Here is a 25,997-nt window from a genome sequence, read left to right as displayed (position 1 = left end):
GGGGGGAGGGACGGCTCCGGTCGATCGCTCGGACTACGCCTGGTGGGCGGCCTGCAGGTCGAGGGTGATGGTGACCTTCTCGCCGATGAGCACGCCACCGGTCTCGAGGGCCGCGTTGTAGGTCAGACCGAAGTCGGTGCGGTCGATGGTGGCCTTGGCGGTGAGGCCGGCCTTGTAGTTGCCGTAGGGGTCGGTGCCGAAGCCGCCGAACTCCACCTCGAAGGTGACGGGCTTGGTGGTGCCCTTGATGGTGAGCTCGCCGTCGACGAGGAAGTCGTCGCCGTTCGGGCGGACGGCGGTCGAGACGAAGTGGATCTCCGGGTACTTCTCGGCCTCGAAGAAGTCGCCGGTGCGGAGGTGGCCGTCGCGGTTGGGCTCGTTGGTGTTGACGGAGGCGACCTCGGCGGTGGCCTCGACCTTGGAGTCGAGCGGGTTCTCGCCGGTGGTGAACGTGGCGGTGAAGCGCTCGAACTTGCCCTTGACCTTGCTGATCATCAGGTGGCGGACGCTGAACGCGACCTCGCTGTGGGTGGGGTCGATGACCCAGGTGCCGGCCTTGTAGCCGGGGATGGTGACGGTGTCGGTCATGGTTTCTCCTCGAGTGTGACGGTCGTCGCGGGGAGAGCGTCCCCGTCCGATGTATGCAAGCGCATCGACGTCGATCAGTATTCCATGTAGCGACAACTATTTCATCCACGTTCCGTCGAAGGATCGGCGGACACTGCGTGAACACGGGGCGCCGCACCCCGGACGGGGGTCGGTGCCGCTCCCCGGAGCGGTCGTCAGCGGTCGGCGGGAGCCGGGTTGCGGATGCCGAGGAGGGAGACGACGCCGCCGGCGACCAGGAGGGCGGCGGTCGCGACGGCGGCACGGGAGAAGCCCTCGACGTCGAGCGAGTCTCCGACCACGAGCGAGGTCGCGGCGATGGCGACCAGCCCGGCGATGCGCGAGACGGCATTGTTCACGGCGGAGCCGACTCCGCTGTGCCCGTCCTCCACCGCGCCGAGGATCGTCGAGGTCAGCGGAGCGACCGTCACCGCGAGGCCGAAGCCGAAGAGGAGGATCCCCGGCAGCAGCTGCGTGGCGTAGTCGGCGCCCTCGTCGACGAAGGAGAGCAGGAGGAACCCGGCCGCGGCGATCAGCGGTCCGACGCCCATGAAGAGCCGCGGGCCGAACCGCGCCGACAGCGACCCGGAGACCTGCGAGAGCAGGAGCAGCAGGATCGTCGGCGGGAGCGTCGCGAGCCCGGCCAGGGTCGCCGAGAAGCCCAGGGTCTGCTGCAGGAACAGGCCCAGCGCGAAGAAGCCGAAGGAGAGCGCGCCGTAGACGAACGCCGTCGAGACGTTGCCGACGGTGAAGTTCCGCGACGCGAAGAGCGACAGCGGCAGCATCGGATGCGCCGCGCGCCGCTCCCACACGACGAACGCGACGAGGGCGGCGACTCCCCCGATCAGGGCGGTCAGCACGAGCGGATGCTGGACCCCGAGCCGCTCCTGCTCGATCAGCGCGAACACCGGCCCTCCCAGGCCGATCACCCCGAGCACCGCGCCGACGCCGTCGATCGGCACCCGGGTCCCCGAGTCGACCGCGCCGAGCCTGCGCAGCAGGACCAGCGTCACCGCGATCGGCAGCAGGTTGAGCGCGAAGACGTACCGCCACGAGCCCGCGTCCACCAGCAGGCCGCCGAGCACGGGGCCGGCGATCGTCGCCGTGCCGGTCCAGGCCGTCCACGCGCCGATCGTCCGGGCCTGCGCGGCGCCGTGGACGGTCGCGATGATGAGGGCGAGCGAGCTGGGCACGAGGATCGCGCCGGCGGCGCCCTGGAGCATCCGCGCCACGATGAGGACCTCGGCGGTGGGGGCCAGCGCGCACAGCAGCGAGGTGACGCCGAAGCCGATCAGGCCGATGGTCATGCTGCGGGCCCGGCCGATGCGGTCGGCGAGCGAGCCGGCCACGAGGATCAGCGCGCCGAGCGTGATCAGGTACCCGTCGACCACCCACTGCTGCACCGCGAGCCCGCCGCCGAGCTCGCGGGTGATGGCGGGCAGGGCGACGTTGACGACGGTGCCGTCGAGGAAGGCGACGAAGGAGGCGAGGACGGCCACCACGAGCACCGCGCGGCGGCGCGTCTCGGCGGGGTCGGCGGAGGCGGTCATGCTCGGGCTCTGGTCACCCGCTCACCGTACCGGCGGCCGCCGCTCCCGGGGCCGGGAGGGCGGGCATCCGGGCCCCCGAGCGCGGCCGCACGACGGATCCAGACTCGTCGCCTACTCTCGTAGCCATGTCTGCGCAAGGAACCGCCCGCGGCGGCGTGCTCGCCCGGGTCCTCGGGATCGTCGGAGCCAGCCTCGCCGGGGGCCTGCTGATCACGGTCGGGGTCACTCCCGCCCTCGCCGTCACCGGTCTCGCCGAGAACAACCCGATCGGGCTGTTCGAGACGGTGCCCGAGTACCTCGAGCTCGGCCAGCTGGCCCAGAAGACCGAGATCTACGCGAAGCGAACCGACGGCTCGGACGAGCTGCTCGCCTCCTTCTACGCGCAGAACCGCGAGGAGGTGGCGTTCGACCAGGTCAGCCAGTCCGTGAAGGACGCGGCGGTCTCGACCGAGGACCCGCGCTTCTACGATCACGGCGGCGTCGACCTGCAGGGCACGATCCGCGCGGTGCTCAGCAACATCGTCGGCGGGGACCTCCAGGGCGGATCCTCCATCACTCAGCAGTACGTCAAGAACGTCCTCGTGCAGAAGGCGGAGTCGCTGAGCGCGACCGACGAGGCGGCCTCCGAGGCCGCCTACGAGGAGGCGACCGCGACCACTCCGAGCCGCAAGCTCAAGGAGATGAAGCTCGCCGTCGACCTCGAGAAGAAGTACAGCAAGGACGACATCCTCCTCGGCTACCTCAACATCGCGGGCTTCGGCGGGCAGGTCTACGGCATCCAGGCGGCGGCCGAGTACTACTTCTCGACCAGCGCGGCCGACCTGAGCCTGGCGCAGGCCGCGAGCCTGATCGCCACGGTCAACAACCCCAACGGCCTCAGGATCGACCAGCCCGAGAACATCCCGGACAACAAGATCCGCCGCGACTACGTCCTCGACCAGATGCTGCAGGAGGGGAAGATCTCGCAGGCCGACCACGACGCCGCCGTCGCCGAGGAGGTCGTCCCCGCGATCACGCAGACGCCCACCGGCTGCCAGACCGCCGGCAACGCGGCCTTCTTCTGCGACTACATCACCCGCGTCGTCCAGAACGACCCGGCGTTCGGCGACGACGCGGACACCCGCCTCGCGAACTTCCAGCGCGGCGGCTACAAGATCTACACGACGCTCGACCGCGACCTGCAGGACACCGCGGCGAACGCGACGAACAACGCCGTCCCCAAGGTCCCCACTCTCGACACCAACATCGGCAGCGCGACCGTCTCGATGGAGGTCGGCACCGGCCGGATCCTGGCGATGGTGCAGAACAAGGACTACGACGCGGCCGGCGCCGTCAACGGCGCGAACTTCTCCGCCGTCAACTTCAACACCGACACGGCCTACGGCGGCTCCGCCGGGTTCCAGGTCGGATCGACCTACAAGGTGTTCACGCTCGCGCAGTGGCTCGCGAGCGGACGCACCCTGAACGAGACGATCAACGGCCGCGAGCGCACCTTCTCGGGCTTCCCCGCCAGCTGCGCACCGGGCGGCGAGCTCGACACCTCCTACGAGGTCAACAACGACGACAGCGAGAACGGCAGCTACAGCGTGCTGACCGGCACGATGCAGTCGATCAACACCGTCTACGTCTCGATGGCGCAGCAGCTCGACCTCTGCGCGATCCGCGACCGCGCGGTCGGCTTCGGCGTGAAGGCGGCCGACGGCGGCGAGGTCGACTACAAGCCGTCCGCCGTCCTCGGCTCGGACACGCTCATCTCCCCCCTCTCGATGGTCACCGCCTTCGCCGGCTTCGCCAACAACGGCACCGCCTGCTCCGCGATCGCCATCGACTCGATCACCGACGCGACCGGCGCCGCCGTCCAGCCGCCGACCTCCACCTGCAACCAGGCCCTCAGCCCCGAGCTGACGGCGGTCGCGAACTACGCCCTGCAGCGCGTCGTCACCGGCGGCACGGCCGCCCAGTCCGACCCGGACGACGGCATCGAGCACATCGGCAAGACGGGCACCACCGACAACGCGGAATCGACCTGGATGGACGGGGCGAGCTCGCGCGTCGCGACCGTGGTCTGGGTCGGCAACATCGACGGCCACACCTCGATGCGCGAGGTCCGCTTCCCGAACTCGGAGCTCGAGAGCCGCCCGTACGCCTCCAACATCCGCCACTACATCTGGAACTCGGTGATGACCCGCGCCGACCAGAAGTACGGCGGAGACGACTTCGAGGAGCCCAGCAGCGCCCTGCTGAACGGCCGTCAGATCGCCGTGCCGACCGTCTCCGGCCGCTCGGTCGACGACGCCACGGAGGCGCTGGAGGACCTCGGCTTCGACGTCGAGGAGGGGGCGACCATCGACTCGTCGCTCCCCGCCGGCGTGGTGGCGGGCACCGACCCGGCCGCGGGCACGACCGTCGCGCGCTACTCCGACATAGCCCTGCTGATCAGCAACGGCTCGCAGGTCCCGGGTCCCGCCACCCAGGCACCGGCTCCGACTCCGACCGGCACGGGAGTCCCCGCGACCGAGGCTCCCCCGGCGACGCCCACGGCGACCCCGACAGCGACAGCCACGGCGACTCCGACGGCGGAGGTCGAGGAGTGAGCTTCGACGCGGACTTCCTCGGCGTCCCCGCGGCGGCGCCGCGCCTGAGGGTCGAGCGCCCGGTGCGGCTCCTGCCGTACACGCACTTCGAGGTGCTGCTGGATCCGGAGCGGCGCCTGGCCGTCTCGACGGCCGTGAACATCGACGGCGCGCGCCTGGTCGAGCTCGGCCGAGGCGACGACTGGCACCTCGACGACAGCATCCCCGCCTCCGAGCAGACCGGGCCGGAGGTGTACGCCCGCAACGACCTCGACCGCGGCCACCTGGTCCGCCGCCGCGACCCCGTGTGGGGCGACCGCGGCGAGGCCGCCGCGGCCAACCGCGACAGCTTCTGCTACACGAACGCCGCGCCCCAGGCGAGCGGCTTCAACCAGTCGCAGGAGCTGTGGCTCGGGCTCGAGACGCTGGTGCTCGAGTACGCGCAGACCTGGCGCACGCGCCTGAGCGTCTTCACCGGGCCCGTGCTCGCGGACGACGACCCGGTCTACCGCGGTACGGGCATCCCCCGCCGCTTCTGGAAGATCGCGGCGTGGAGCCCGGACGGATCGACGCTCGCGACGAGCGCGTACCTGCTCGACCAGAGCGAGCTCGTGGAGCGCGTGCGCGAGGGCCTGGTGCCGCTCGGCGGCTTCAGGACGTTCCAGCTGCCGGTCGCCGCGATCGGCGAGCTGACCGGTCTCGACGTGGACCTCCTCGCCGGGGCCGACGTGCTCGGCTCGGCAGGACTCCGGCCGGAGCCGTGGCGCGAGATCGTCGAGCCGTCCGACGTGGCGAGCGGCCTCCTCCCCCGCTGAGGCTCCGCCGGGGGCAGGATGGGCGGATGAGCACCCCCGTCCTGGTCGAGATCACCTCCGGCGCCGTCGTCCTCCGCGACCCGGAGGGTCCGCTCGTCCGCGTCGACGAGGCGGGCTACCTCCGCGGCGACGGGGTCTTCGAGACCGTCGCGGTCCTCGACGGACGTCCCCGCGCGCTCGGCGAGCACCTCGCGCGGCTGGCCGGATCGGCCCGGGCCGTCGGGCTGACGATCCCGGAGGCGCCCCTCTGGTCCCGAGCGGTCGACCTCGCCGTGGCGGAGCACGACCGGGTCGACGACCTGACGATCCGCTTCATCGCCGCCCACGGGTCGGGCGACTCCGCCCGGTGCACCGTGCGCGCGGCTCCGACTCCCGACTCGAGCGCGCTCCGGGAGAAGGGCGCGGCCGTCGTCGTGCTGGACCGCGGGTACGCGAGCGGTCCGCTCGCGCCGTGGCTGCTCCCGGGTGTCAAGACCACCTCGGGCGCCGTCACCCGGGCGGCGCTGCGCGAGGCGGCGTCCCGGGGCGCGGACGACGTGGTCTGGCGCACGAGCGACGGGCTTCTCCTCGAGGGGGCGACGTCGAGCCTGGTGCTCCTCGGCGACGGGGTGCTCGCGACGCCGCTCTCGGGCAGCGTGCTCGCCGGCACGACGGTCGAGCGGGTCCTCGCGCTGGGCGAGCGCCGCGGGCTCGCGTCGTCGCGCCGCGAGCTGCCGGTCACGGCGCTCACCGGTGCCGATGCGGCGTGGCTGGTGTCGAGCACCCGGCGGGCGATCCCCGTCCGCTCGGTCGACGGCGCACCGCTCGCGATCGACGCGGGCCTGACGGCGGCGTTCGAGGCGGGGCTGCTCGCCGGCTGACCGCGTCCGCGGCTCGGACTCCCTGCGCCTCAGGCCGCTGCGGCCAGCGCGCGGGAGGTGTGCGGGCCGACGCCGGCCTCTTCCGCGTCGCCGAGATCGGCGAGCGTGTCGACGTCCAGCCTCAGCGTCGACGAGCCGGGCAGCACGACGACGGCGCAGCCCGCGTCGCGGTGCCGGGCCAGCGAGCCCGGGCCGAACGCCGGAGCGACGAGGGCTCCGGCCGCCAGCAGGAGCGCCGTGGTGCCGCTCCCCTCGCGGTCCGGGACGACGGCCGGGAGCGACCGCGTCGCGAGCGCCTCGGAGAGGTCCGACGGCAGCAGGGCGGGCAGGTCCCCGGTCAGCACGATCACCGGGGCGCCCGGCCGGCGGTGCAGGGCGGCCTCGGCTCCCCCGGACACGGCGGCGTCGAGGGTCCCCGGGTCGGGCACCACCACCAGCTGCGGGTGCTCCGCCCGTGCGCGGTCGGCCGCACCGGCGTCGGAGGTGACCAGGAGAAGGCTCACCACCGGCTCCGCGGCGGCCACGGCGGCGAGCGTGTCCAGGAGGAACGCCTCGGCCAGCGCCGCGCGGCCCGGCACGTCGAGGCGCGTCTTCGAGCCGCCGCGGCCCTTGAACACGACGACCGCGCTCCAGCCGGTCACGCGCGCTCCTCGCGCGAGGCGGCTCCGGCCGCGAAGCCCTCGGCGAAGGCCTCGTCGGCGCCGAGGCGGAACATGTCGTCGGGGCCCGTGCGGGTCAGCGTGCGGGCGCCCGGGCTCTCGACCCCCGTCACCAGGCGGGCGAGCCCGCGGACGACGGCGACGGGGCGACCGCTCGCCTTGCCCTTCACCAGGTCGCCGAGCGCGGCGATCTCGTCCGCCACGGCCGGCATGGTCACTCCGAGCGTGCGCCCCAGGGCGTCGACCCCGCCGCGGAGGTCGTCGATCACGAGGACGCCCGCGGCTCCGATGGCCGCGTCGGTCTGTCCGACCCGCCACGCGCGGCCCAGGGTGTCGCTTACGAGCACGCCCACCTCCACGCCGAGCCGCTCCCGGAGACCCGCGCAGAGGGCCCGCGCCGAGGCGTCCGGGTCGACGGGGAGGAGGAGGACCGTCCCCTCCGCGACGTTGCTGGCGTCGATTCCGGCCGCCGCCTGCACGATCCCGAGGCGGTTCTCCACGATGCGGGTGACGCCGGACCCGTGCGCCCGGGTGGCGACGACGCGGACGGTCTCGGCCGTGATCGCGTCCTCGCGGTCGGCCGCGGCGACGACGCGCCCCTCCGCCTTCGAGACGATCTTGCTCGTGACCACGAGGATGTCGCCGTCCGCGGGCCGGTCCTCCTCGGCGGCGGCGGCGACGGCCGCGAGGATCAGCTCGAGCAGGTCGTCACCGGGAGTCACCTCCGGGATGCCGTCGAGGGCCCAGGCCTGCACGCGCGTCTCGCTCACCGGTCCATTCTCCCGGCTGCCGCGGGCGCACGGGTCCACGGCCCGGGATCGCCCGGGTGGACGATCGGCGGCGCCTCAGCCGGCGGCGAGGTACGCGGCGACCGCGGGCGGCACGTAGGGGGCGACGTCGCCGCCGAGGGAGGAGACCTGCCGCACCAGCGAGCTCGACACATGGGCGTGCGCGGGATCGGGCAGGAGGAACACCGTCTCGACGTGCGCGAGGTTGCGGTTCACGATCGCCATGGGGGTCTCGTACGCCACGTCGACCTGCGAGCGGATGCCCTTCACCAGGATGCTCGCGCCGACGTCGGTGCAGTAGTCGACGAGCAGGCCCATGCTCCACGAGGCGACGACGATCCGCCCCTCGAGCCCGGCCTCCGCGATCGACTGCTCGATCAGCGAGACGCGCTGGGCGATCGGCAGCAGCGCCGTCTTGGCGGGGTTGTGCACCACCACGACGTGCAGCTCGTCGACCAGGCGCGCGGCCCGCTCGATCACGTCGAGATGACCGAGGGTCACGGGGTCGAAGGAGCCGGGGACGACGGCGATGCGGGCCATGCCGACAGAGTAGCGGGCGGGCACCGCCTAGCTCTTGGCGAGGAACTCCCGGTCGCGGTCCTGCACGCGGCGCTCGAGCGCGGCACGGAGCCGATCGTGCGAGGCGAGGGACGGGTCCTCCGCGAGGAGCCGCTCCGCCAGCGCCCGCGCCTCCACGATCACGTCCGCGTCCTGCACCACCCGCAGCAGGCGGAGCGACGATCGCCCGCCGGACTGCGAGTCGCCCAGCACGTCGCCCTCGCGGCGCAGCTCCAGGTCGACCTCGGCGAGCGCGAAGCCGTCGAGCGTCGCGGCGACCGCCTCCACCCGCTCGCGCGCGACCGTCCCCGCCTCCGCCGCCGTCACGAACAGGCACACCCCCGCGACGCCGCCGCGCCCGATGCGCCCGCGGAGCTGGTGCAGCTGCGAGACCCCGAACCGCTCCGCGTCGAGCACGACCATCATCGAGGCGTTCGGCACATCCACGCCGACCTCGATGACCGTCGTCGACACCAGGACGTCGATCTCCCCCGCGGCGAAGGAGCGCATCACGGCGTCCTTCTCCTCCGTCGTCATCCGCCCGTGCAGCGCGGCCGACCGCCGCTTCCCGAGCAGCGGATGAGCGCGCACGCCCTCCAGCGTGGCCGCGACGGTCGTGAGCGACGCGGCGGCGTCCTCCTCGGGCGGCTGCGCGCCCTCGGCGGGCTCCCCCGGCTCGATCGCCGGGCAGACGAGGTAGACCTGGTGCCCCGAGCGGATCTCCTCCTCGGCGCGCTCCCACGCCCGCGCGATCCACGCGGGGTGGTCGGCGAGCGGGACCACGTGGCTCGTGATGCCGGGGCGCCCGGCGGGCAGCTCGCGGATGGTCGAGGTGTCGAGATCGCCGAAGACCGTCATGGCGACGGTCCGCGGGATGGGCGTGGCCGTCAGCACCAGCACGTGCGGCGGGGTGGCGCCCTTCCGGCGCAGGGCGTCCCGCTGGTCCACGCCGAAGCGGTGCTGCTCGTCGATCACGACGAGGCCCAGGTCGTAGAAGGAGACCGCGTCGCCGAGGAGGGCGTGCGTGCCGACGACGATCTTCGCCGTGCCCGAGACGATCCGGAGGAGGGCCGCGCGGCGCTGCGCCGCCCCCAGCCCGCCGGTGAGGAGGGTCGGCACCAGCTCGGCCGCGAGCTCCGGGCCGAGGGTCCTCGCGATCGAGCGGAGGTGCTGCCCCGCGAGCACCTCGGTGGGAGCGAGCAGCGCCGCCTGCCCGCCGCTCTCGGCCGTGGCGAGCATCGCCCGGAGCGCGACGAGGGTCTTGCCGGAGCCGACCTCGCCCTGCACCAGCCGGGTCATCGGGCTCTCGGCGGCCAGGTCGGCGGCGATCTCGTGCCCCACCGCGGTCTGGTCGCCGGTGAGGGCGAAGGGCAGCGCGGCGTCGAAGCGCTCGAGCAGCCCGCCGGGGCCGGGCACGCGGGCGGTCGCGGGGCTGCTGCGCGCCGAGGCCCGGCGCTCGAGCAGGGCGAGCTGCAGGAGGAACGCCTCGTGGAAGCGCAGCGTCTCGCGCGCCTGCGCCTCCTCGCCCTCCCGCTGCGGGCGGTGGATCAGCTCCAGCGCCTCGCCGAGGCCCAGCAGCGAGCGGCCGGCGCGCACCTGCTCGGGCATCGGGTCCGGCACGTCGCGCAGGCCGTCCAGCAGCACGCCGATCGCGGCCTGGAGCTGCCAGCTCGAGAGCGCGCTGGTCGCCGGGTAGATCGGGATCGGACGCTCGGCCCAGTCCTTCGCGAGCTCACCGCCTCCCGTCTCCGTCGCGGCGGCCTCCTCGTCGTCGAACAGGCGGTAGTCGGGATGCGTGAGCTGCGGGGTGTCGCGGAACATCGAGACCGTGCCCGCGAAGATCCCGCGCACGCCGCGGTGGAGCTTCGCCGCGCGCCAGGGCTGTCCGAAGAACGTCAGCGAGAGCGTGCCCGAGCCGTCCGAGATGACGACCTCGAGCAGGGTGCCGCGCCGGTTGCGCATCGGCCGCTCGCGCACCTCGCGCACCTCCGCCACGATCGTCACGCTCTCTCCCACGGGGAGACGCGAGAGCGCCGTCAGCTCGCCCCGCTTCGCGTAGCGGCGCGGGTAGTGGCCCAGGAGCTCGCCGACCGTGCGGTACCCGAAGGCCTTCTCGACCGCACTCGCCGTGCGCGGCCCGATCAGCGGCGCGAGCGAGGCGTCGAGGGGGTCCGGGATCACCTAGCGATCATAGGTCGGACCTCGGACGCGCGAGCCGGGCGACCGGGTCCAGCGCCGAGCGCGGCACGACCGACGCGAGCACCCGACGACCGGCACCCGCGGAGCCGCGGAGCGCGGTGGCCACGGCGGTCGCGTCGTCCCACGCCTCCGACTCGCTCGCGGACGGCGAGTAGCGCCGGCGCTCGACGCGCTCCCGGAGCCCCTGCAGACGTGCCGCCGCTCCGGGGTCGAGGGCGGGAGCCATGCGGGCCTCCTGCGCGCGCGGAGACTCCGTGTCCTCCACGGGGACGCCCAGGTCGCGGGCGGTCGCCAGCAGCTCGGCCCACGCGGCCTCGACGGAGCCGGAGCGCGCGGACCGGCGCCGCAGCGCGCGCTGGACGGCGCGCATCAGCCAGGGGACGAGCACGAGCAGCAGGAGCAGCACCCAGAGCGTGGCCGCGGGAGCCGCCGTGGTGCTCGAGGCGCCGACGGCACCGGGGGTCGGCGTCGCCGACGCGGCCGTCGGAGTGGGTGTCGCGGCGGGAGCGCTGGTCGCACCGGGCGCGGTGGTCGCGGTCGAGCCCGGGGCGGTGGGGCCCGAGGACGCCGTCGCGCTCGGCAGGGTGTAGGAGGCCGGAGCGCCGCGGCTGGGCGTCGGCTCGAAGGGCAGCCAGCCGACCCCCTCGAAGTACAGCTCGGGCCAGGCGTGCAGGTCGGAGGAGAGGACGCGGTAGGTGGTCAGGTCGCTGCCGCCGGAGGGCACGACGGAGCCGGGCTGGTAGCCGATGGCGAGCCGCGACGGGATCCCGAGCTCGCGCGCCATCACCGCCATCGCCGAGGCGAAGTGGACGCAGTAGCCCTCCTTCGTCGTCAGGAACGCCGCGAGCACGCCGACTCCGTCGCCGTCGTAGCCCTCCTCCGCGGGGGTGTCCTCGGAGTAGCGGAACTCGGACGAGCGGAAGTACGTCTGCAGCGCGCGCGCCCGGTCGTAGGCGGTCGGAGCCTCCGCCGTGACCTCCTCGGCGGTGGTGCGGACGATCTCGGGCACGTCGTCGGGGAGCGAGAGGTACCGGTCGACGCCGGACGGCGCGGGAGCGGCGAGCAGCTGCTGCGGGTCGGGCTCGAGCCGCAGCGCCTGCACCTGGTAGTCGTCTCCGGAGCGGGTCGTCGCGTCGCCGCGGATGGAGCCGTCCTGCACGTCCTGGAGCCAGCCGTCGCCGACGCCCGTCAGCGACGAGACCGGATACGGCACGGGGAGCCACTGGCTCCGCAGCGTCTCCACCGAGACGTCGACCTCCTCCGCCTCGCGCGGCACGCTCTCGGAGAGCCCCTCGGGCGCGATCGGCGCGTCGATCGGAGCGGTCTGCTCCGTCTCGCTCGGCGCCCAGTCGTCACCGTCGAAGTCCGAGACGGTCAGCACGCGGAGGTAGACGGGCAGGTCGGAGTCGGTGGCGTAGCGCAGCACGGTCACGGGGTTCGGGCGGCGCAGGTCCGCGCCGAGGGCGACCACCGGGTCGATCGCGCCGTTGAAGAGGCTGCCGGAGACGCCCGAGGGGGCGGTGGTGCGCGCGTAGCCGGCCGCCGAGCCGGCGACGACTCCCGCGCCCAGGACGACGACGGTCACGGCCGCGAAGGCGGGCAGCACGGCCGAGGCCGCGCTCGGGCCGCTCGGGCGGCGGGGGGCGGCCGTGGCGGCGAGCACGCCCGCGTAGGCGAGCGCGGTGACGACGAGGCTCGCCCAGGACACCTCGGAGGGGTCCACAATCGCCGGTACCGCGAGCAGCGCCGCGGGGAACAGACCGGCCAGGGCGGGGAGGCGGACGGAGAAGGCGAACAGGTCGGCCGCCCAGGCGAGCACGACCACCCCGCCGATCAGGAGGAACGAGATGCCGTCGTCGGCGACCGCCGGGAGCCCCTGCTGCGCGATGGACTGGAAGCCGCCCTGCGCGAGCGCCTCCGCCTGCGCGACGGCGCCGGGCGTGGGGATCACGAACAGCAGGGCCCGACCGGGCACGAACATCGCGGTCAGCACGCCGACCATCGTCAGCGTGCCGAGGATCGGCGGGACGACGGGGTGCACGCGCAGAGCCCGGGCGGCGGCCGGGACGCCGAGCACCACGGCGACCGCGCTCGCGAGGAGCACCAGCCAGTCGACGCCGACGAGGAGGCGGCCGATCCCGGCGGCGGCGGCCGTGATCGCGAGGAAGAGCAGACCGCTCAGAGGAGCCGACCCGGCGCGCGGATCGCTCTCGACGCGGCGGCTCACGCCACCACCCGCAGAGCGAGGGCCTGCGCCCACGCCTCCTCGACGGAGGCGCTCGGGTCGACGGACACCGCGTACCAGCCGAGCGAGGCGAGAGCCGCCTCCTCCTCAGCGGTGCCGGCGACGACGAAGGCGATCGCGGGGCGCGACTGCGCGGCCAGGGAGCCGAGGCCATCGAGGTCCGACTCGAGGAGTCGGGTGAGCACGGCGAAGACCGGTCGCACTCCCCCGGTGTCGCGCATGTCGGCCGAGATCCGGGTCACCGCGTCGACCGACTCGCGCGAGGGCGCCAGCTCGGCCAGGCGCAGCAGCACGTCGTGCGCCACCTCGCGCTCGTCCTCCGAGTGCTCCGGCTCGCCGTCCGCACCCGTCTCGACGAGGTGGGTCTCGAAGCCGCGGTCGAGCAGGTGCACGGCGAGGGAGGCCGTCATCGACACCGCCCACTCGAGCCGGTCGTCGCCGCGCCGCTCGAGCACGCGCTCGGCCCGGGTCTCGAGGAGGATCCACGCGTGCGGATCGGTGTTCTGCTCGTCCTGGCGGACCATGAGCTCACCGGAGCGGGCGCTCGCCCGCCAGTGCACCCGGCGCATGGCGTCCCCCGGGCGGTAGTCGCGCGGGATCACGTCGTCCGTGCCGGCGCCGGCCGTCGCGTGCGCGACCGGGCTCGATCCGCCTGCTCCGTGCGCGTCCAGGACGTCGCTCTCGAGCGGCACGACCCGCGGAGTCACGACGAACGGCTGCGCAGCCCCCACGACGCTCTCGCGGAGCGCGAGCCCGAGGCCGTCGCCGCGCACCAGGCGCAGCGGGCCGATGCGGTGGATCCCGCGCCGCTCGGCGGGCAGACGGTAGCGGGCGCGCACGCGGCCGCCCGACGGGACGCCCGGCAGCCCGAAGACGCCCTCGGCGACCGGGCGGCCGACGACGACCCCGCGCTCCACGCGCTCGAGCCGGTCGTGGGCGCGGGCCCCGCTGCGGACGGCGCGGCCGCGGTTCTCGAGCAGCACGTCGACCTCCACCACGTCGCCGGCCGCGACGGTCTGGGGAGCGAAGCGGCGCTGCACCCGGAACGACGCCGGCGCCAGGAGCAGGGAGACGAGCGCGCCCAGGGGCAGGCCCAGCAGCACCAGGCCGACGAACAGCAGCTCGCGGAACTCCGACAGCGGCGCGATCACCACTCCCGCGACGCCCAGCAGAACGAGCGCCCAGCCGCGCAGCGTCAGCGCGACCCCGCGGAGCGCGGGCAGACCGCCGAGACGGGACGACGGCGTCTCGGCGGCGCGGACCTCAGTCGCCACGGTTGCCGAAGGGGACAGGGGTGGCCGCGACGATGCGCTGCACGATCTCGGTGACCGAGTGCGAGGATCCGGCGCCGGAGCGGCCGGGGAGGCGGGTGGCGGGCAGGAGGCGGTGGCCGAGCACGGGGACGGCGAGCGCGTCCACGTCGTCCGGCACCACGAAGTCGCGGTCGCTGAGGGCGGCGAGCGCCTTCGCGGCGGCGATCAGCTGGAGCGTGGCGCGCGGGCTCCCCCCGAGCCGCAGCTCGGGGTCCACCCGCGTGGCCTGCATGATCGCCACCACGTACTCCTGCACAGGTGGTGCGACGTACACGGAGCGCACGTAGGCCATCATCCGCTCGAGCTCGGCGAGGCCCACGACGGGCCGCAGCTCCTCGAGCGGGCTGGCCGAGTCGCGGGTGCGGATCATCTCGAGCTCGGCGCGCTCATCGGGGTAGCCGAGCGAGAGGCGGGCCATGAAGCGGTCGCGCTGGGCCTCGGGCAGCGAGTAGGTGCCCTCCATCTCGACCGGGTTCTGCGTCGCGATCACGGCGAAGGGGCGCGGGAGGAGGTGGGTCGTGCCGTCGACCGAGACCTGGCGCTCCTCCATGCACTCCAGCAGCGCCGACTGCGTCTTGGGCGAGGCCCGGTTGATCTCGTCGCCGATCAGGATGTTCGCGAAGACCGGGCCCGGCTTGAACTCGAAGTCGCGGGTCGCCTGGTTGTAGACCGAGACCCCCGTGACGTCGGAGGGGAGCAGGTCGGGCGTGAACTGGATGCGCGCGACGCTGCCGCCGACCGAGGCCGCCAGCGACTTCGCCAGGACCGTCTTGCCGGTGCCGGGGACGTCCTCCATCAGGAGGTGCCCACCGGCGAGGAACACCGTCAGCGCCATCGAGACCTCGGCCGACTTGCCGTCGATCACGCGGGTGAGGTTCCCGAGGACGGCGCCGCAGTGCGCCGTGAACTCCTCGCGGGTCAGGGGCGTCTCGGGTGCCGCTCGGCGGCCGACAGCGGAGCGGGTGTCTTCGAGCGACGTCATAGCTACGGATTCTCGCAGTCCTGACGGGAAAAGGGTCCAGGTTCCGCGAGTTCGCAGTGTGCCGCCAGGCGGGAGCCGCGCGGCGGCCACCGGACGCCGCAGGCAGGGGTGCCGCCCTATGCTCGGTCCGGTGACCAGGATCATCGCCGGATTCGCCGGCTCGCTCACCCTCCGGGTCCCGCGCGCGGGCACCCGCCCCACCAGCGACCGCGTGCGCGAGGCCGTCTTCTCGGCCCTCGAGGCCCGGGACGCCCTCGACGGCGCGACGGTGGTCGACCTCTACGCGGGCTCCGGCGCCCTCGGGCTCGAGTCGGCCAGCCGCGGAGCGAGCGCGGTCGTCCTGGTCGAGCGCGACCCGAAGGCCGCCCGGACCGCGGGCGAGAACGCACGGGCGATCGCGACCGCGGCTGCCAAGAACAAGCGGCCCGCCCCGCGGATCGAGGTGGTGACCGGCTCGGTCCGCTCCTTCCTCGACGGCTCCCCGGCCCTCAACACGGACACGGTGTTCCTCGACCCGCCCTACGACCTCGGCGAGGACGACCTCGCCGCCGACCTCGCCGGCGTCCTGCCGCTGCTGCGCGAGGACGCGGTGGTCGTCGTGGAGCGGAGCTCCCGCAGCCCGGAGCCGCGCTGGCCCGCGGGTCTGGAGCGGGAGCGGAGGAAGGACTACGGCGAGACCACGATCTGGTGGGCTTCACCGGCGTCGCCCGTCTCGCCCGCTTCCTCCCCGGCCGGCTGACCGGCCTCAGCCCGCCGCGCCGTCCCAGCCGAGGTACGGGTCCCAGCCCCCGCGCCCCTCGAGCGCGACCCCGCCCAGTCGCACCTCCGGGGCCCCCTCGCGGACGGCCCCGAGCGGGACGAAGCCCTCCGGCAGCGCCGCGGCGGGCGGGAAGCACGCGAGCATCGCGTGGTCCTCGCCACCTCCCAGCACCAGCGCCCTCGCCAGGTCGAGGTCCACGCCCTCCACCCCCGTGAGCCCGCGCGCGTGCACGTCGACCGCCGCGGCATCGAGGTCGATCGCCACTCCGCTCGCACGCGCCATCCGACGGGCGTCGAGCACCACGCCGTCCGAGACGTCCATCATCGCGGTGGCGGTCCCGCCCGCGGCCTCGCCCGCGGAGATCGGCGCGGTCGGGCGCAGCTGCGCCTCGAGGAGGGACGGATGCCGCTCGCGGAGCCGGTCGGCGAGGTCGGCCGACGGCTCCCCGTCCCGCCGCGCCTGCTCGAACAGCAGGCGCAGCCCGAGCCCCGCTCGTCCCAGCGGGCCGGCCACGGCGAGCACGTCCCCCGGCCTCGCACCGCTGCGGAGCACCGGCGGTCGTCCGTCGAGCGAGCCGAACGCCGTGATCGAGAGCGTCAGCGTCGCGGAGGCGGACAGGTCTCCCCCGACGACTCCGCATCCCGGCGCCATCGCGACGCAGCCGGCGGCGAGGCCGCCCGCGATCCCCTCCAGCACGTCGACGCCCAGCGACTGGGGCGCCGCGAGCGCGACGACGAGCCCGGTGGGACGGGCCCCCATCGCCGCGACGTCGGCGAGGTTCGAGGCCGCCGCCTTCCAGCCCAGGTCCGCCGGGCTCGACCAGGCCAGCCGGAAGTCGGGGCCGTGCACCATCATGTCCGTGGTCACCACGAAGCGGCCGTCGGGAGCCCGCAGCACCGCGCAGTCGTCGCCGGGCCCGACCAGGGTCTCCGCGCCCGGGCCGCCGAGCCGGGCCAGCACCCTCGCGAGCACCTCGCCCTCGCTGAGCTCGGCCAGGGTGGGACTCCGATCCTCTGCCATGGTTCACACGCTAGCGTTGACGGCGATGTCCCCCCGCCGACTCCGCTCCCCCCTCCTCGCCGCCGCCGCCGTCCTGCTGCTCTCGGGCTGCTCGGCCAGCGTCGCACTCGAGCCCGCCGCCGATGCGACGAGCACCGGCTGCGCCGAGGTCTCGGTGCGCCTGCCCGACGTGGTCGCGGAGCAGCCCGAGCGCGAGACGAACGCTCAGGGCACCGCCGCCTGGGGCACCCCGGCCGCCGTCATCCTCCACTGCGGAGTCGAGGTGCCCGGCCCGACGACGGACCTCTGCGTGAACGTCAGCGGAGTCGACTGGATCATCGACGAGACGCAGAAGGACGAGGACATCTACACGCTGACCACCTACGGGCGCGATCCCGCGGTGGAGATCACCGTCGACCAGAGCCGCGCGTCCGGATCCTCCGCCGCGCTCGACCTGGCGAACGCCGTCTCCTACGTCCCGCAGACGCGCGAGTGCACCGACGTCTCGGACGCCGACACCCTCGATCCGACGGACACGCCCACCGGCTGAGCTTCAGCGTCAGACGCCGAGGGCTCGACTCGCTGCGGTGAGCGCACCATCGGCGGTCGCCCCCAGCTCACGCGCGCGCGACGCGAACACGGCGGCCGCAGCCTGCAGCTCACGCTCCAGCGCATCCACGCCTCCCGCGACGACCGTGCCCGCCCGGCCGCGCGTCTCGACCAGGCCCGCCGACTCCAGCTCCCGGTAGGAGCGGGCGACCGTCCCCGCGGCGACGCCCAGCGTCTCGGCCAGCGCGCGCACCGGCGGCAGCCGCATCCCGACCGGCAGCTCGCCCGCGGCGATCAGAGCGGTGATCTGCTCACGGATCTGCTCGAAGGGCGCCGCGGCCGCGCCCGCCTCGACGCGGAGCGCGAGCGCCGACGTCATCGGGCGGCGACCGGGACGCGGTCGAGCGCCGAGTCGAGCAGCTCGCTGATCAGGTCCGGGTAGTCCACGCCGCTCGCGCCCCACATGCGCGGGAACATCGAGACCGGCGTGAAGCCGGGCATGGTGTTGATCTCGTTGACGACGAAGCCGTCGGCGGTGAGGAAGAAGTCGACCCGGGCGAGGCCCTCGGCTCCGATCGCGTCGAAGGCGCGGATCGCGAGGGACCGCATCTCGGAGAGCTCGCCGTCGGTGAGATCGGCCGGGCAGACCAGCTCGATGCCGGACGCCCCGAGGTACTTCGCCTCGAAGTCGTAGAAGCCGCGGCCGGTGACGACCACCTCGCCGGCGACGGAGGCGCGGGCCGGAGCACCGCGGCGGCCGCCGAGCACGCCGATCTCTACCTCGCGGCCGACGATGCCCGACTCGATCAGCACCCGCGAGTCGTGCGCGAACGCCTCCTCCAGCGCGGCCTCGAGCTGCTCGCGCTCGTCGATCCGGCTGACGCCCACGCTCGAGCCGGCCCGCGCCGGCTTCACGAACGCGGGCAGGCTCAGCTCGTCGAGGGCCGAGGAGGCGTCGCCCGGGTCGGCGCGCCACTCCGCCTCGGTCACGAGGTACCAGGGCGCCACCGCGAGGCCCGCGGCCCGCAGCACCGTCTTGGTGAAGTGCTTGTCCATGCCGAGCGCCGACGCGAGCACGCCCGAGCCGACGTAGGGCAGCCCGACGAGCTCGAGCATCCCCTGGACGGTGCCGTCCTCGCCCCACGGGCCGTGCAGGATCGGCAGCACCACGTCGACCTCGCCGAGCGAGCGCGTCGCGCCGTCCTCGGTCGTCACGGTGAGCTCACGCGAGAGGGCCGACTCCGGCCAGCGCACACGGGAGCCGTCGTCCTCGACGCGGGGCAGCGACGCGGCATCGAGAGCGAACTTCTCAGGACGGTCCTCCTCGAGCACGAAGGCGCCGTCGGAGGTGATCCCGACGGGGATCACCTCGAAGCGGTCACGGTCGATCGCCCGCAGCACCCCGGCCGCCGTTGCGCAGCTGATCGAGTGCTCGCTGGAGCGCCCCCCGAACAGAACGGCCACGCGGAGCTTGCTGGTCATCGAGGTTCCTCTCACCCTGTGGCTCGTCCGAATCCGTGGTCAGGTGCGGCGCGATGTCCTTCGGATCGAGCGTACCGGCGAGCACCTGCGACACCTGCTCGACGATGGGCATGTCGACTCCCCTGGCGCGCGCCAGCTCGAGGACCGGCGCGACGGAGGCGAGCCCCTCCGCCGTCTGCTGCATCGACTTCACCACGTCGGTGAAGCTGTAGCCCTGGCCGAGCAGGCGCCCGGCCGTGTTGTTGCGCGAGAGAGACGAGCTCGACGTCGCGATGAGGTCGCCGAGCCCAGCGAGTCCGGCCATCGTCTCGGCCCGTCCGCCGTACGCGACCGCGAAGTCGGTCATCTCGGCGAGACCGCGCGTGATGATCGATGCCTTCGTGTTCTCGCCGTAGCCGACGCCGTCGACGATGCCGATCGCCACGGCGATGAGGTTCTTCAGCACGCCGCCGAACTCGGTGCCGATCACGTCGGTGTTGACGTAGGAGCGGAAGTAGCGGTTGGTCGCCGCGAGAGCCACCTCCTGCGCGGTGACGAGGCTCTCGGAGGCGATGACCGCCGCGGTCGGCTGCTCCTTGGCGATCTCGAGGGCGAGGTTGGGCCCGGAGGCGACGGCGATCCGGTCGGGAGAGACCGGCAGCATCTGCGCGATCACCTCGCTCATCCGCTGGCCGGTGCCCTTCTCGACGCCCTTCATCAGGCTCACCAGCACCGTGCGCTCGGTGAGGAACGGCGTGATCGCCTCGAGGTTGCTCCGCAGCGACTGCGACGGGATGGAGAGGTAGACGTGGTCCGCGCCCTCCAGCGCCTCCTCGATGCGCGGCGTGGCCCGGATGTTGCGCGGGAGGTTGATGCCGGGGAGGTAGTCGCTGTTGCGCTTGGCCTCGGTGATCTCGCGGGCCAGCTCGGCGCGGCGCGCCCACATCACGACGTCGGAGCCGCCGTCGGCGAGGATCTTCGCGAAGGTGGTGCCCCAGCTGCCGGCGCCGAGGACGGCGACGCGGCGGGGCACGGGGATGGGCGCCTTCCTACTGCTCGGACTCAAAGCGACCCGTGCCCTTCTGGTTGTGCTCGGAGGGGTTCCAGCGCTTCTCGGGCGCCGCCTCGCCGCGCAGCTCCTCGAGCAGGGCGGTGATCGCCGCCATCACGACCGCGGAGGCCTCGTTGAGTGTGGCGGAGTCGAGGCTGCGTCCGCGGAAGGCGGACAGGTCGACGGGGTCGCCGACGATCACGTCGACGCGCTTGCGGCGGAAGAGGGTGATCCGCTTGGAGTAGCGGCCCATCAGCTGCTGCGCACCCCAGTGCGCGACCGGGACGACAGGCAGGCCGTACTGCAGCGCCATCCGCACCGCTCCCGTCTTGCCGCGCATCGGCCAGAGCTCGGGGTCGCGGGTGAGGGTGCCCTCGGGGTAGATGATGACCGAGCGGCCCTCGTCCACGAGAGCCTTGGCGGTCTTCAGCGGCTCGCTGCCGCGGACCGAGCCCGAGCGCTCGACGGGGATCTGCCCGGAGCCGCGCAGGATCGAGCCGAGCACGGGCACCGAGAACAGCGAGGCCTTGGCGAGGAAGCGCGGTGCGCGGCCGGCGCGCCACAGGGTCCAGCCCGTGATGATCGGGTCGATCTCGCTGTAGTGGTTCGGCGCGAACACGAAGGCTCCGGTGCTCGGGATCTTGTCGCCGTTCCGGATCCGCAGGTCGACCGAGGCGGTCATCACGGGGATCACCGCCGCCGCGAGGAACCAGAAGATGGACGGACGGCTTCGCTCAGACACCCGCCCATCCTCGCATCCCGCATCGGAGGGGCCGCGTCCCCACGCCCGGGAGCAGCGGGGCCCCGCGGTGGGAGGAGCGGCCCGGCCGCCGGGTACGGTACCGGCACGCCCCGTCCGCGTCGCCGCCCGTCGCCGTGGGACGCCGTCGGCCGAGCGCTCGGCCGCCTCGCCGACTCGCCGATCGCGCAGTCCGGCCTGGTGCTCCTGCTCGTGTGGGGAGTCGTGCTGCTCGCCACGCAGGCCGGACGCGACGCGGCCGCGCTCGGCGACGGCCTCCTGCTGACGCTCGCGGTCCTCGTCGGCGGCTCGGCGGCCGTCGCCCTCGTGATCGGCGGGGTCGACGCCCTCTGGCGCGTGGCGGTGGCACCGCTCGCCCACGTCGAGGCGGAGGCGACCGGCGGCGTCGCGGTCCTCGGACGCGGCCGGCTCGGAGCGGGCCTCCGTCGTGTCGAGCCGCGGTTCCCGCTGCCGACGCTGCGGCCCTACGCGGTGGTCGTGCCGCGCCGCCGGGGACTGACCGTCTCCTTCGGCGACTGGGGCGTCGTCGTGCCCTGGGCGCGGATCGCGCGGCTGGAGCGGCGGTGGGTGCTGGTGGGCCTGCGTCCGCGCGAGGCCCTCGAGGTCGTCCTGGCCGGCACGCGGCGCGGACGCCTCACGCTGGTCCTGGTCGAGTCGCCCGGACCGCTGAGCCTCCGGCCCGCGCCGGAGACGACGCTCGCGCTCCTCGAGAAGCGGATCCGGGGACGCCTGGAGGAGGACGCGGAACCGCCCGCGTGGGGCGCGCCCGGGCGCGACAGGACCCCGGGCCGCTGAGGACGGTCGTCCTCAGCGGCCCGGGGTCCCGGTGGGCGGCTACGCGTCGAGCGAGAAGACGGCGCCCAGCAGCTCGAGCTTGGTGAGGAAGTTCTCGTAGCCGCGGCTGATGATGCCGACGTTCGAGACCGTCGAGGTGCCCTCGGCCGAGAGCGCCGCGATCAGGTGCGAGAAGCCGCCGCGCAGATCCGGCACGACGATGTCGGCGCCGTGCAGCTTCGAGGGTCCCGAGATCACGGCCGAGTGCATGAAGTTGCGCTGCCCGAAGCGGCAGGCCTGCCCGCCGAGGCACTCGCGGTGGATCTGGATGGTCGCGCCCATCTCGACGAGCGCGTCGACGAAGCCGAAGCGCTGCTCGTAAACGGTCTCGTGCACGATCGAGACGCCCTTGGCCTTCGTGAGCGCCACGACCAGCGGCTGCTGCCAGTCGGTCATGAAGCCGGGGTGCACGTCGGTCTCGATGATGACCGGCTTGAGCTCGCCGCCCGGGTGGTAGAAGCGGATGCCGTCCTCGGCGATCTCGAACGCGCCGCCGACCTTGCGGAAGACGTTGAGGAAGGTGGTCATCTCCTGCTGGCGGGCGCCGCCGACGAAGATGTCGCCGTCGGTCGCGAGGGCCGCGGCCGCCCAGGAGGCCGCCTCGTTGCGGTCGAAGAGCGCGCGGTGGGAGTAGCCGGTGAGCCGGTCCACGCCCTCGATGCGGATCACGCGGTCGGTGTCGACCGAGATGATGGCGCCCATCTTCTGCAGGATGTTGATCAGGTCCATGATCTCGGGCTCGATCGCCGCGCCCGAGAGCTCGGTGATGCCGGAGGCGCGCACCGCGGTCAGGAGGACCTGCTCGGTCGCTCCGACGCTCGGGTAGGGCAGCGACACCTTGGCGCCGTGCAGGCCCTCGGGTGCCGACATCCGGATGCCCGAGGGCAGCTTCTCGACGACGGCGCCGAAGTTGCGCAGCACCTCGAGGTGGTAGTCGATCGGGCGGTCGCCGATGCGGCAGCCGCCGAGGTCGGGGATGAACGCCTCGCCCAGGCGGTGCAGCAGCGGGCCGCAGAAGAGGATCGGGATGCGGCTGGAGCCGGCGTGCGCGTCGATGTCGGCGAAGTGCGCGGACTCGACGTTGGAGGGGTCGAGGATCAGCTCGCCCACCTCGGCGCCCTGCTTCACCTTGACGCCGTGGACTTCGAGCAGGCCCTTCACGACGCGGACGTCGCTGATGTCGGGCACGTCGCGGAGGGTGGAGGCGGTCTCGCCGAGCAGCGCCGCGACCATCGCCTTGGTGACCAGGTTCTTGGCCCCCTTGAGCTCGATCCGGCCCACCAGCGGTCGCCCGCCGTTGATGGTGATCCGCTCGGTCGTCATTCCCACCCGTGCTCCCGACGCCTTGGCGTCCTGCAGGGCCTTGGCGTCCTGAAGAAGTGTGTTCACGCTATTTCACCGGCAATGTCTTGGGCCGCCAGCTCTCGCGGCGGGTCTCGAATTCGGAAATGAGCGCTTCGTCGCGCAGGGTCAGGCCGATGTCGTCCAGGCCCTCGATCAGGCGCCATCGAGTGTAGTCGTCGATCTCGAAGTCGAAGGTCTCGCCACCGGCGGTGACCGTACGCGCAACCAGATCCACCGTCGGTTCTATTCCCGGGGTGCCCTCGATGATCTCCCACAGCCGCTCGACGTCGGGCTCCGAGACGACGGCCGCGAGCAGTCCCTGCTTGCCGGCGTTGCCCCGGAAGATGTCGCCGAAGCGGGGGGAGATGACGACCCGGAAGCCGAAGTCGCGCAGCGCCCAGACGGCGTGCTCGCGGCTGGAGCCGATGGCGAAGTCGGGGCCGGCGACGAGGATGCCGGCGCCGCGGTAGCGCTCCTGGTTGAGGACGAAGTCCGCGTCCTGCCGCCAGCCGTGGAAGAGCGCGTCCTCGAAGCCGGTCTTCGTGATGCGGCGGAGGTAGATGCCGGGGAGGATCTGGTCGGTGTCGACGTTGGCGCGCTTCAGGGGCGCGGCGATCGCGGTGACGGTCTCGAACTTCTGCACGGTCAGACTCCTGCTCTCTCGCGGACCGGCTCCAGATCGGAGGGACTGGAGAGGGTGCCGCGCACGGCCGTGGCCGCGGCGACGAGGGGCGAGACGAGGTGGGTCTTCGCCCCCTTGCCCTGACGACCCTCGAAGTTGCGGTTGGACGTGGAGGCCACGCGCTCCCCCAGGACGAGCTGGTCGGTGTTCATCCCGAGGCACATCGAGCAGCCGGCGAAGCGCCACTCCGCGCCGAACGCGGTGACGATCCGGTCGATCCCCTCGGCCTCGGCCTCGAGCCGCACCCGGGCGGAGCCGGGGACGACCATCACGCGGACGCCGGGGGCCTTGGTGCGCCCCTCGACGACGGCAGCGAAGGCCCGCAGGTCCTCGATCCGCGAGTTGGTGCAGGAGCCCATGAAGACCACGTCGACCGGGATCTCCTTCATCGGCGTGCCGGGCTCCAGCGCCATGTACTCCAGCGCTCGCAGAGCGCTGGCGCGCTCGTTCGGATCGTCGAGGACGTCAGGGTCCGGTACCGCCTGCGAGAGCGAGACGCCCTGGCCGGGGTTCGTGCCCCAGGTGACGAACGGCTCGAGCGCGTCGGCGTCGATCACGACCTCGGCGTCGAACACGGCGCCCTCGTCGCTCGGCAGCGTCCGCCAGTAGGCGACCGCGGCGTCCCAGTCCTCGCCCGCCGGAGCGTGCGGGCGGCCGTGCAGGTAGGCGAAGGTCGTCTCGTCCGGCGCGACCATGCCGGCCCGCGCACCCGCCTCGATCGACATGTTGCAGATCGTCATCCGGCCCTCCATCGAGAGCGCGCGGATCGCGGAGCCGCGGTACTCGAGGATGTAGCCCTGGCCGCCGCCGGTGCCGATGCGGGCGATGACCGCGAGGATGATGTCCTTGGCCGTCACCCCCTCCTTCAGCGTGCCCTCGACCGTGATCGCCATCGTCTTGAAGGGTTGCAGCGGCAGCGTCTGCGTCGCCATCACGTGCTCGACCTCGCTCGTGCCGATGCCGAAGGCGATCGCGCCGAACGCGCCGTGCGTGGAGGTGTGCGAGTCGCCGCAGACCACCGTGACGCCGGGCATCGTCAGGCCCAACTGGGGGCCGACGACATGCACGATGCCCTGCTCGACGTCGCCCAGGGAGTGCAGGCGGACGCCGAACTCGCCGGCGTTGCGGCGCAGCGCGTCGATCTGGGTGCGGCTGATCGGATCCTCGATGGGGCGTCCGATCTCGAGGGTCGGCGTGTTGTGGTCCTCGGTGGCGATGGTGAGGTCCGGCCGGCGCAGCGGGCGCCCCGCGGCACGCAGGCCGTCGAACGGCTGCGGGCTGGTCACCTCGTGCAGCAGGTGCAGGTCGATGTAGAGCAGGTCGGGAGCGCCGTTCTCGCCCGCGACGACCACGTGGTCGTCCCAGACCTTCTCGGCGAGGGTGCGCGGCTTCTCGGCTCTCCTGCCGGTCCCTGCTCCACTCGACGCGGGCGCGGCTGTGCCGGGTGTGGTCTCGATCATGACGGTTCCTTCTCCTCCTGGAGTCGCTGCTCGGCCGGGCGAGGCACCGCGACGAGGGAGGCCGTCAGTTCGAGGTCTCGTCGCGGCACGGAAGGAGGTGCGGGCCACTCAGCATGGACCGAGAATAGCACCGCGCTCCCCCGCCTCCCGGGCGGGCGCGGCACGGAGTCGCCCGGCTCAGGCGCGGGCGTCGAGCACGGCGTCGACGACGACGACGGTGACGTTGTCCCGTCCGCCGGCCTCGACCGCCGCACGCACGAGCGCCTGAGCGAGGTCGGCAGGGTCGCCGGAGTCGCGGCGGGCGAACAGGGCGGCGATCCGCTGGTCGGAGAGCTCCTTCGTCAGCCCGTCGGAGCAGAGCAGGTAGCTGGCGCGCGGCACGACCGGCAGCGTCCAGACGTCCGTCTCGACCTCCTCGTCGGCGCCGAGGGCGCGGGTGACGATGTTGCGGTCGGGATGCGACTCCGCCGACTCGGGGGTGAGCAGGCCGGCCGAGACGAGCTCCTGCACGGCGGAGTGGTCCACCGTCAGCTGCTGGAGTTCGGCACCGTCCCAGCGGTAGACGCGGGAGTCCCCGACGTTGAACAGCGCCCAGCGGGCCGGGCCCGCGGGCTCGGGGAGCACGAGCATCAGCCCGGTCAGCGTCGTGCCGCAGAGCGCACCGCCCACGTCGAGCGCGCGCACGGCCGTGTTGGCGCCCTCCACCAGGTCGAACACCGCGTCCACCGGACCCAGGCTCGTCGGCCGGTTCTCGCGCAGCGCCTCGACGGCGGCTGCGCTCGCGAGGTCCCCTCGTGCGTGCCCGCCCATCCCGTCCGCGACTGCCAGGAGCAGCTCGTCGGCGAGGAGGGCGTCCTCGTTGACGCGGCGGACGGCGCCGACGTCGGTGCTGCTGCTGACGGCGAGCCGCAGCGCCCCCTGGGGCAGGTCGACCGTGGTCGTCGTCATC

General features: G+C 73.5%; 24 protein-coding genes. 6 read left to right on the top strand and 18 right to left on the bottom strand.

The genetic code is table 11. The annotated features are described in order from the left end of the window. Positions 1 to 33: 33 nt before the first annotated feature. The gene (locus C5C69_RS05175) at positions 34 to 588 is read right to left on the bottom strand and encodes a YceI family protein (protein ID WP_104223105.1); all 555 of its coding nucleotides are present in this window, start codon (positions 586 to 588) and stop codon (positions 34 to 36) included. Between the two features lie 194 nt (positions 589 to 782). Beyond that, positions 783 to 2,156 (bottom strand): DHA2 family efflux MFS transporter permease subunit, encoded by a 1,374-nt coding sequence (locus tag C5C69_RS05170; protein WP_104233761.1) that lies wholly within the window; start codon positions 2,154 to 2,156, stop codon positions 783 to 785. Between the two features lie 125 nt (positions 2,157 to 2,281). Between C5C69_RS05170 and C5C69_RS05165 the strand changes: the two genes are divergently transcribed. Genes C5C69_RS05165 through C5C69_RS05155 form a run of 3 tightly spaced genes read left to right on the top strand, consistent with a single transcriptional unit; the run spans position 2,282 to position 6,404 of the window. Continuing rightward, a complete protein-coding gene (locus C5C69_RS05165) occupies positions 2,282 to 4,750 on the top strand; it encodes a transglycosylase domain-containing protein (RefSeq protein WP_104257417.1) in 2,469 nt (822 codons plus the stop codon). Beyond that, positions 4,747 to 5,544, top strand: a complete 798-nt coding sequence (locus C5C69_RS05160; RefSeq protein WP_258065220.1) for a DNA/RNA non-specific endonuclease — start codon at positions 4,747 to 4,749, stop codon at positions 5,542 to 5,544. Before C5C69_RS05165 ends, C5C69_RS05160 begins: the two co-directional genes overlap by 4 nt. A gap of 26 nt (positions 5,545 to 5,570) precedes the next feature. Then, complete coding sequence (locus C5C69_RS05155) at positions 5,571 to 6,404, top strand: aminotransferase class IV (RefSeq protein WP_104233763.1); 834 nt, start codon at positions 5,571 to 5,573, stop codon at positions 6,402 to 6,404. A 29-nt stretch (positions 6,405 to 6,433) separates the two neighbouring features. On the opposite strand, the gene cofC is transcribed toward C5C69_RS05155, so the two are convergent. From cofC to C5C69_RS05120, 7 genes are all read right to left on the bottom strand, one after another. Then, complete coding sequence (gene cofC / locus C5C69_RS05150; protein WP_104233764.1) at positions 6,434 to 7,045, bottom strand: 2-phospho-L-lactate guanylyltransferase; 612 nt, start codon at positions 7,043 to 7,045, stop codon at positions 6,434 to 6,436. After that, positions 7,042 to 7,833, bottom strand: coding sequence for a coenzyme F420-0:L-glutamate ligase (locus tag C5C69_RS05145; protein ID WP_258065218.1), 792 nt, complete (start codon positions 7,831 to 7,833; stop codon positions 7,042 to 7,044). The genes cofC and C5C69_RS05145 overlap by 4 nt, the downstream gene beginning before the upstream one ends. 75 nt (positions 7,834 to 7,908) lie before the next feature. Continuing rightward, positions 7,909 to 8,391: a pantetheine-phosphate adenylyltransferase gene (coaD, locus tag C5C69_RS05140; RefSeq protein WP_104233800.1), complete on the bottom strand. Its 483-nt coding sequence runs from the start codon at positions 8,389 to 8,391 to the stop codon at positions 7,909 to 7,911. 27 nt (positions 8,392 to 8,418) lie between these two features. Beyond that, positions 8,419 to 10,590, bottom strand: coding sequence for an ATP-dependent DNA helicase RecG (locus C5C69_RS05135; protein WP_219812341.1), 2,172 nt, complete (start codon positions 10,588 to 10,590; stop codon positions 8,419 to 8,421). Positions 10,591 to 10,597: 7 nt separating this feature from the next. Next, positions 10,598 to 12,835 carry a DUF3488 and transglutaminase-like domain-containing protein gene (locus C5C69_RS05130; RefSeq protein WP_104233765.1) on the bottom strand — a complete coding sequence of 746 codons (2,238 nt, stop codon included), beginning with the start codon at positions 12,833 to 12,835 and terminating at the stop codon, positions 10,598 to 10,600. After that, positions 12,832 to 14,127, bottom strand: a complete 1,296-nt coding sequence (locus C5C69_RS05125) for a DUF58 domain-containing protein (RefSeq protein ID WP_104233766.1) — start codon at positions 14,125 to 14,127, stop codon at positions 12,832 to 12,834. The genes C5C69_RS05130 and C5C69_RS05125 overlap by 4 nt, the downstream gene beginning before the upstream one ends. Then, on the bottom strand, positions 14,117 to 15,148 hold the full coding sequence (locus tag C5C69_RS05120; protein WP_104225624.1) for a MoxR family ATPase: 1,032 nt from the start codon (positions 15,146 to 15,148) through the stop codon (positions 14,117 to 14,119). Before C5C69_RS05120 ends, C5C69_RS05125 begins: the two co-directional genes overlap by 11 nt. Positions 15,149 to 15,278: 130 nt before the next feature. Here C5C69_RS05120 and C5C69_RS05115 point away from each other — a divergent pair, with 130 nt between their 5' ends. After that, on the top strand, positions 15,279 to 15,887 hold the full coding sequence (locus C5C69_RS05115; protein WP_104233802.1) for an RsmD family RNA methyltransferase: 609 nt from the start codon (positions 15,279 to 15,281) through the stop codon (positions 15,885 to 15,887). Between the two features lie 6 nt (positions 15,888 to 15,893). Here C5C69_RS05115 and thiL read toward each other — a convergent pair whose 3' ends face one another. Next, positions 15,894 to 16,928 carry a thiamine-phosphate kinase gene (gene thiL / locus C5C69_RS05110; RefSeq protein ID WP_104233767.1) on the bottom strand — a complete coding sequence of 345 codons (1,035 nt, stop codon included), beginning with the start codon at positions 16,926 to 16,928 and terminating at the stop codon, positions 15,894 to 15,896. A gap of 25 nt (positions 16,929 to 16,953) precedes the next feature. On the opposite strand from thiL, the gene C5C69_RS05105 reads away from it, so the two are divergent. Next, positions 16,954 to 17,457: a DUF3515 family protein gene (locus C5C69_RS05105; protein WP_104223096.1), complete on the top strand. Its 504-nt coding sequence runs from the start codon at positions 16,954 to 16,956 to the stop codon at positions 17,455 to 17,457. 9 nt (positions 17,458 to 17,466) lie between these two features. Here the strand turns inward: C5C69_RS05105 and C5C69_RS05100 are convergent, their stop codons facing one another. The 4 genes from C5C69_RS05100 to C5C69_RS05085 are packed head-to-tail and all read right to left on the bottom strand — an operon-like array spanning position 17,467 to position 20,710. Then, on the bottom strand, positions 17,467 to 17,835 hold the full coding sequence (locus C5C69_RS05100) for a GntR family transcriptional regulator (RefSeq protein ID WP_104233768.1): 369 nt from the start codon (positions 17,833 to 17,835) through the stop codon (positions 17,467 to 17,469). Further along, positions 17,832 to 18,938 carry a D-alanine--D-alanine ligase family protein gene (locus C5C69_RS05095; RefSeq protein WP_104233769.1) on the bottom strand — a complete coding sequence of 369 codons (1,107 nt, stop codon included), beginning with the start codon at positions 18,936 to 18,938 and terminating at the stop codon, positions 17,832 to 17,834. The genes C5C69_RS05100 and C5C69_RS05095 overlap by 4 nt, the downstream gene beginning before the upstream one ends. After that, on the bottom strand, positions 18,835 to 19,950 hold the full coding sequence (locus C5C69_RS05090; protein WP_181067828.1) for an NAD(P)H-dependent glycerol-3-phosphate dehydrogenase: 1,116 nt from the start codon (positions 19,948 to 19,950) through the stop codon (positions 18,835 to 18,837). The genes C5C69_RS05095 and C5C69_RS05090 overlap by 104 nt, the downstream gene beginning before the upstream one ends. A gap of 16 nt (positions 19,951 to 19,966) precedes the next feature. Then, a complete protein-coding gene (locus C5C69_RS05085; RefSeq protein ID WP_244229445.1) occupies positions 19,967 to 20,710 on the bottom strand; it encodes a 1-acyl-sn-glycerol-3-phosphate acyltransferase in 744 nt (247 codons plus the stop codon). A gap of 198 nt (positions 20,711 to 20,908) precedes the next feature. Here C5C69_RS05085 and C5C69_RS05080 point away from each other — a divergent pair, with 198 nt between their 5' ends. After that, on the top strand, positions 20,909 to 21,523 hold the full coding sequence (locus C5C69_RS05080; RefSeq protein WP_104233771.1) for a hypothetical protein: 615 nt from the start codon (positions 20,909 to 20,911) through the stop codon (positions 21,521 to 21,523). A 39-nt stretch (positions 21,524 to 21,562) separates the two neighbouring features. Here C5C69_RS05080 and murA read toward each other — a convergent pair whose 3' ends face one another. From murA to C5C69_RS05060, 4 genes are all read right to left on the bottom strand, one after another. Beyond that, positions 21,563 to 22,885, bottom strand: coding sequence for a UDP-N-acetylglucosamine 1-carboxyvinyltransferase (gene murA, locus C5C69_RS05075; protein ID WP_181067830.1), 1,323 nt, complete (start codon positions 22,883 to 22,885; stop codon positions 21,563 to 21,565). A 67-nt stretch (positions 22,886 to 22,952) separates the two neighbouring features. Next, positions 22,953 to 23,549 carry a 3-isopropylmalate dehydratase small subunit gene (leuD, locus tag C5C69_RS05070; RefSeq protein WP_104223089.1) on the bottom strand — a complete coding sequence of 199 codons (597 nt, stop codon included), beginning with the start codon at positions 23,547 to 23,549 and terminating at the stop codon, positions 22,953 to 22,955. 2 nt (positions 23,550 to 23,551) lie between these two features. Further along, positions 23,552 to 25,048, bottom strand: coding sequence for a 3-isopropylmalate dehydratase large subunit (gene leuC / locus C5C69_RS05065; RefSeq protein WP_104223088.1), 1,497 nt, complete (start codon positions 25,046 to 25,048; stop codon positions 23,552 to 23,554). 177 nt (positions 25,049 to 25,225) lie between these two features. Then, a complete protein-coding gene (locus C5C69_RS05060) occupies positions 25,226 to 25,996 on the bottom strand; it encodes a PP2C family serine/threonine-protein phosphatase (RefSeq protein WP_104223087.1) in 771 nt (256 codons plus the stop codon). Position 25,997 lies beyond the last annotated feature (1 nt).

This window comes from Rathayibacter sp. AY1C7, from assembly GCF_002931865.1.
Classification (GTDB): Bacteria; Actinomycetota; Actinomycetes; order Actinomycetales; family Microbacteriaceae; genus Rathayibacter.
This window is presented reverse-complemented; position numbering and strand designations above follow the sequence as displayed.

Bases quoted from the DNA above. Each gene is read 5' to 3' on its own strand.
- leuC (WP_104223088.1), bottom strand. From the start codon at position 25,048: ATGATCGAGACCACACCCGGCACAGCCGCGCCCGCGTCGAGTGGAGCA.
- C5C69_RS05170 (WP_104233761.1), bottom strand. From the start codon at position 2,156: ATGACCGCCTCCGCCGACCCCGCCGAGACGCGCCGCCGCGCGGTGCTC.
- C5C69_RS05120 (WP_104225624.1), bottom strand. From the start codon at position 15,148: ATGACGTCGCTCGAAGACACCCGCTCCGCTGTCGGCCGCCGAGCGGCA.
- C5C69_RS05095 (WP_104233769.1), bottom strand. From the start codon at position 18,938: ATGACCAGCAAGCTCCGCGTGGCCGTTCTGTTCGGGGGGCGCTCCAGC.
- C5C69_RS05155 (WP_104233763.1), top strand. From the start codon at position 5,571: ATGAGCACCCCCGTCCTGGTCGAGATCACCTCCGGCGCCGTCGTCCTC.
- C5C69_RS05175 (WP_104223105.1), bottom strand. From the start codon at position 588: ATGACCGACACCGTCACCATCCCCGGCTACAAGGCCGGCACCTGGGTC.
- thiL (WP_104233767.1), bottom strand. From the start codon at position 16,928: ATGGCAGAGGATCGGAGTCCCACCCTGGCCGAGCTCAGCGAGGGCGAG.
- C5C69_RS05100 (WP_104233768.1), bottom strand. From the start codon at position 17,835: ATGACGTCGGCGCTCGCGCTCCGCGTCGAGGCGGGCGCGGCCGCGGCG.
- C5C69_RS05060 (WP_104223087.1), bottom strand. From the start codon at position 25,996: ATGACGACGACCACGGTCGACCTGCCCCAGGGGGCGCTGCGGCTCGCC.
- C5C69_RS05165 (WP_104257417.1), top strand. From the start codon at position 2,282: ATGTCTGCGCAAGGAACCGCCCGCGGCGGCGTGCTCGCCCGGGTCCTC.
- C5C69_RS05105 (WP_104223096.1), top strand. From the start codon at position 16,954: ATGTCCCCCCGCCGACTCCGCTCCCCCCTCCTCGCCGCCGCCGCCGTC.
- coaD (WP_104233800.1), bottom strand. From the start codon at position 8,391: ATGGCCCGCATCGCCGTCGTCCCCGGCTCCTTCGACCCCGTGACCCTC.
- murA (WP_181067830.1), bottom strand. From the start codon at position 22,885: ATGACGACCGAGCGGATCACCATCAACGGCGGGCGACCGCTGGTGGGC.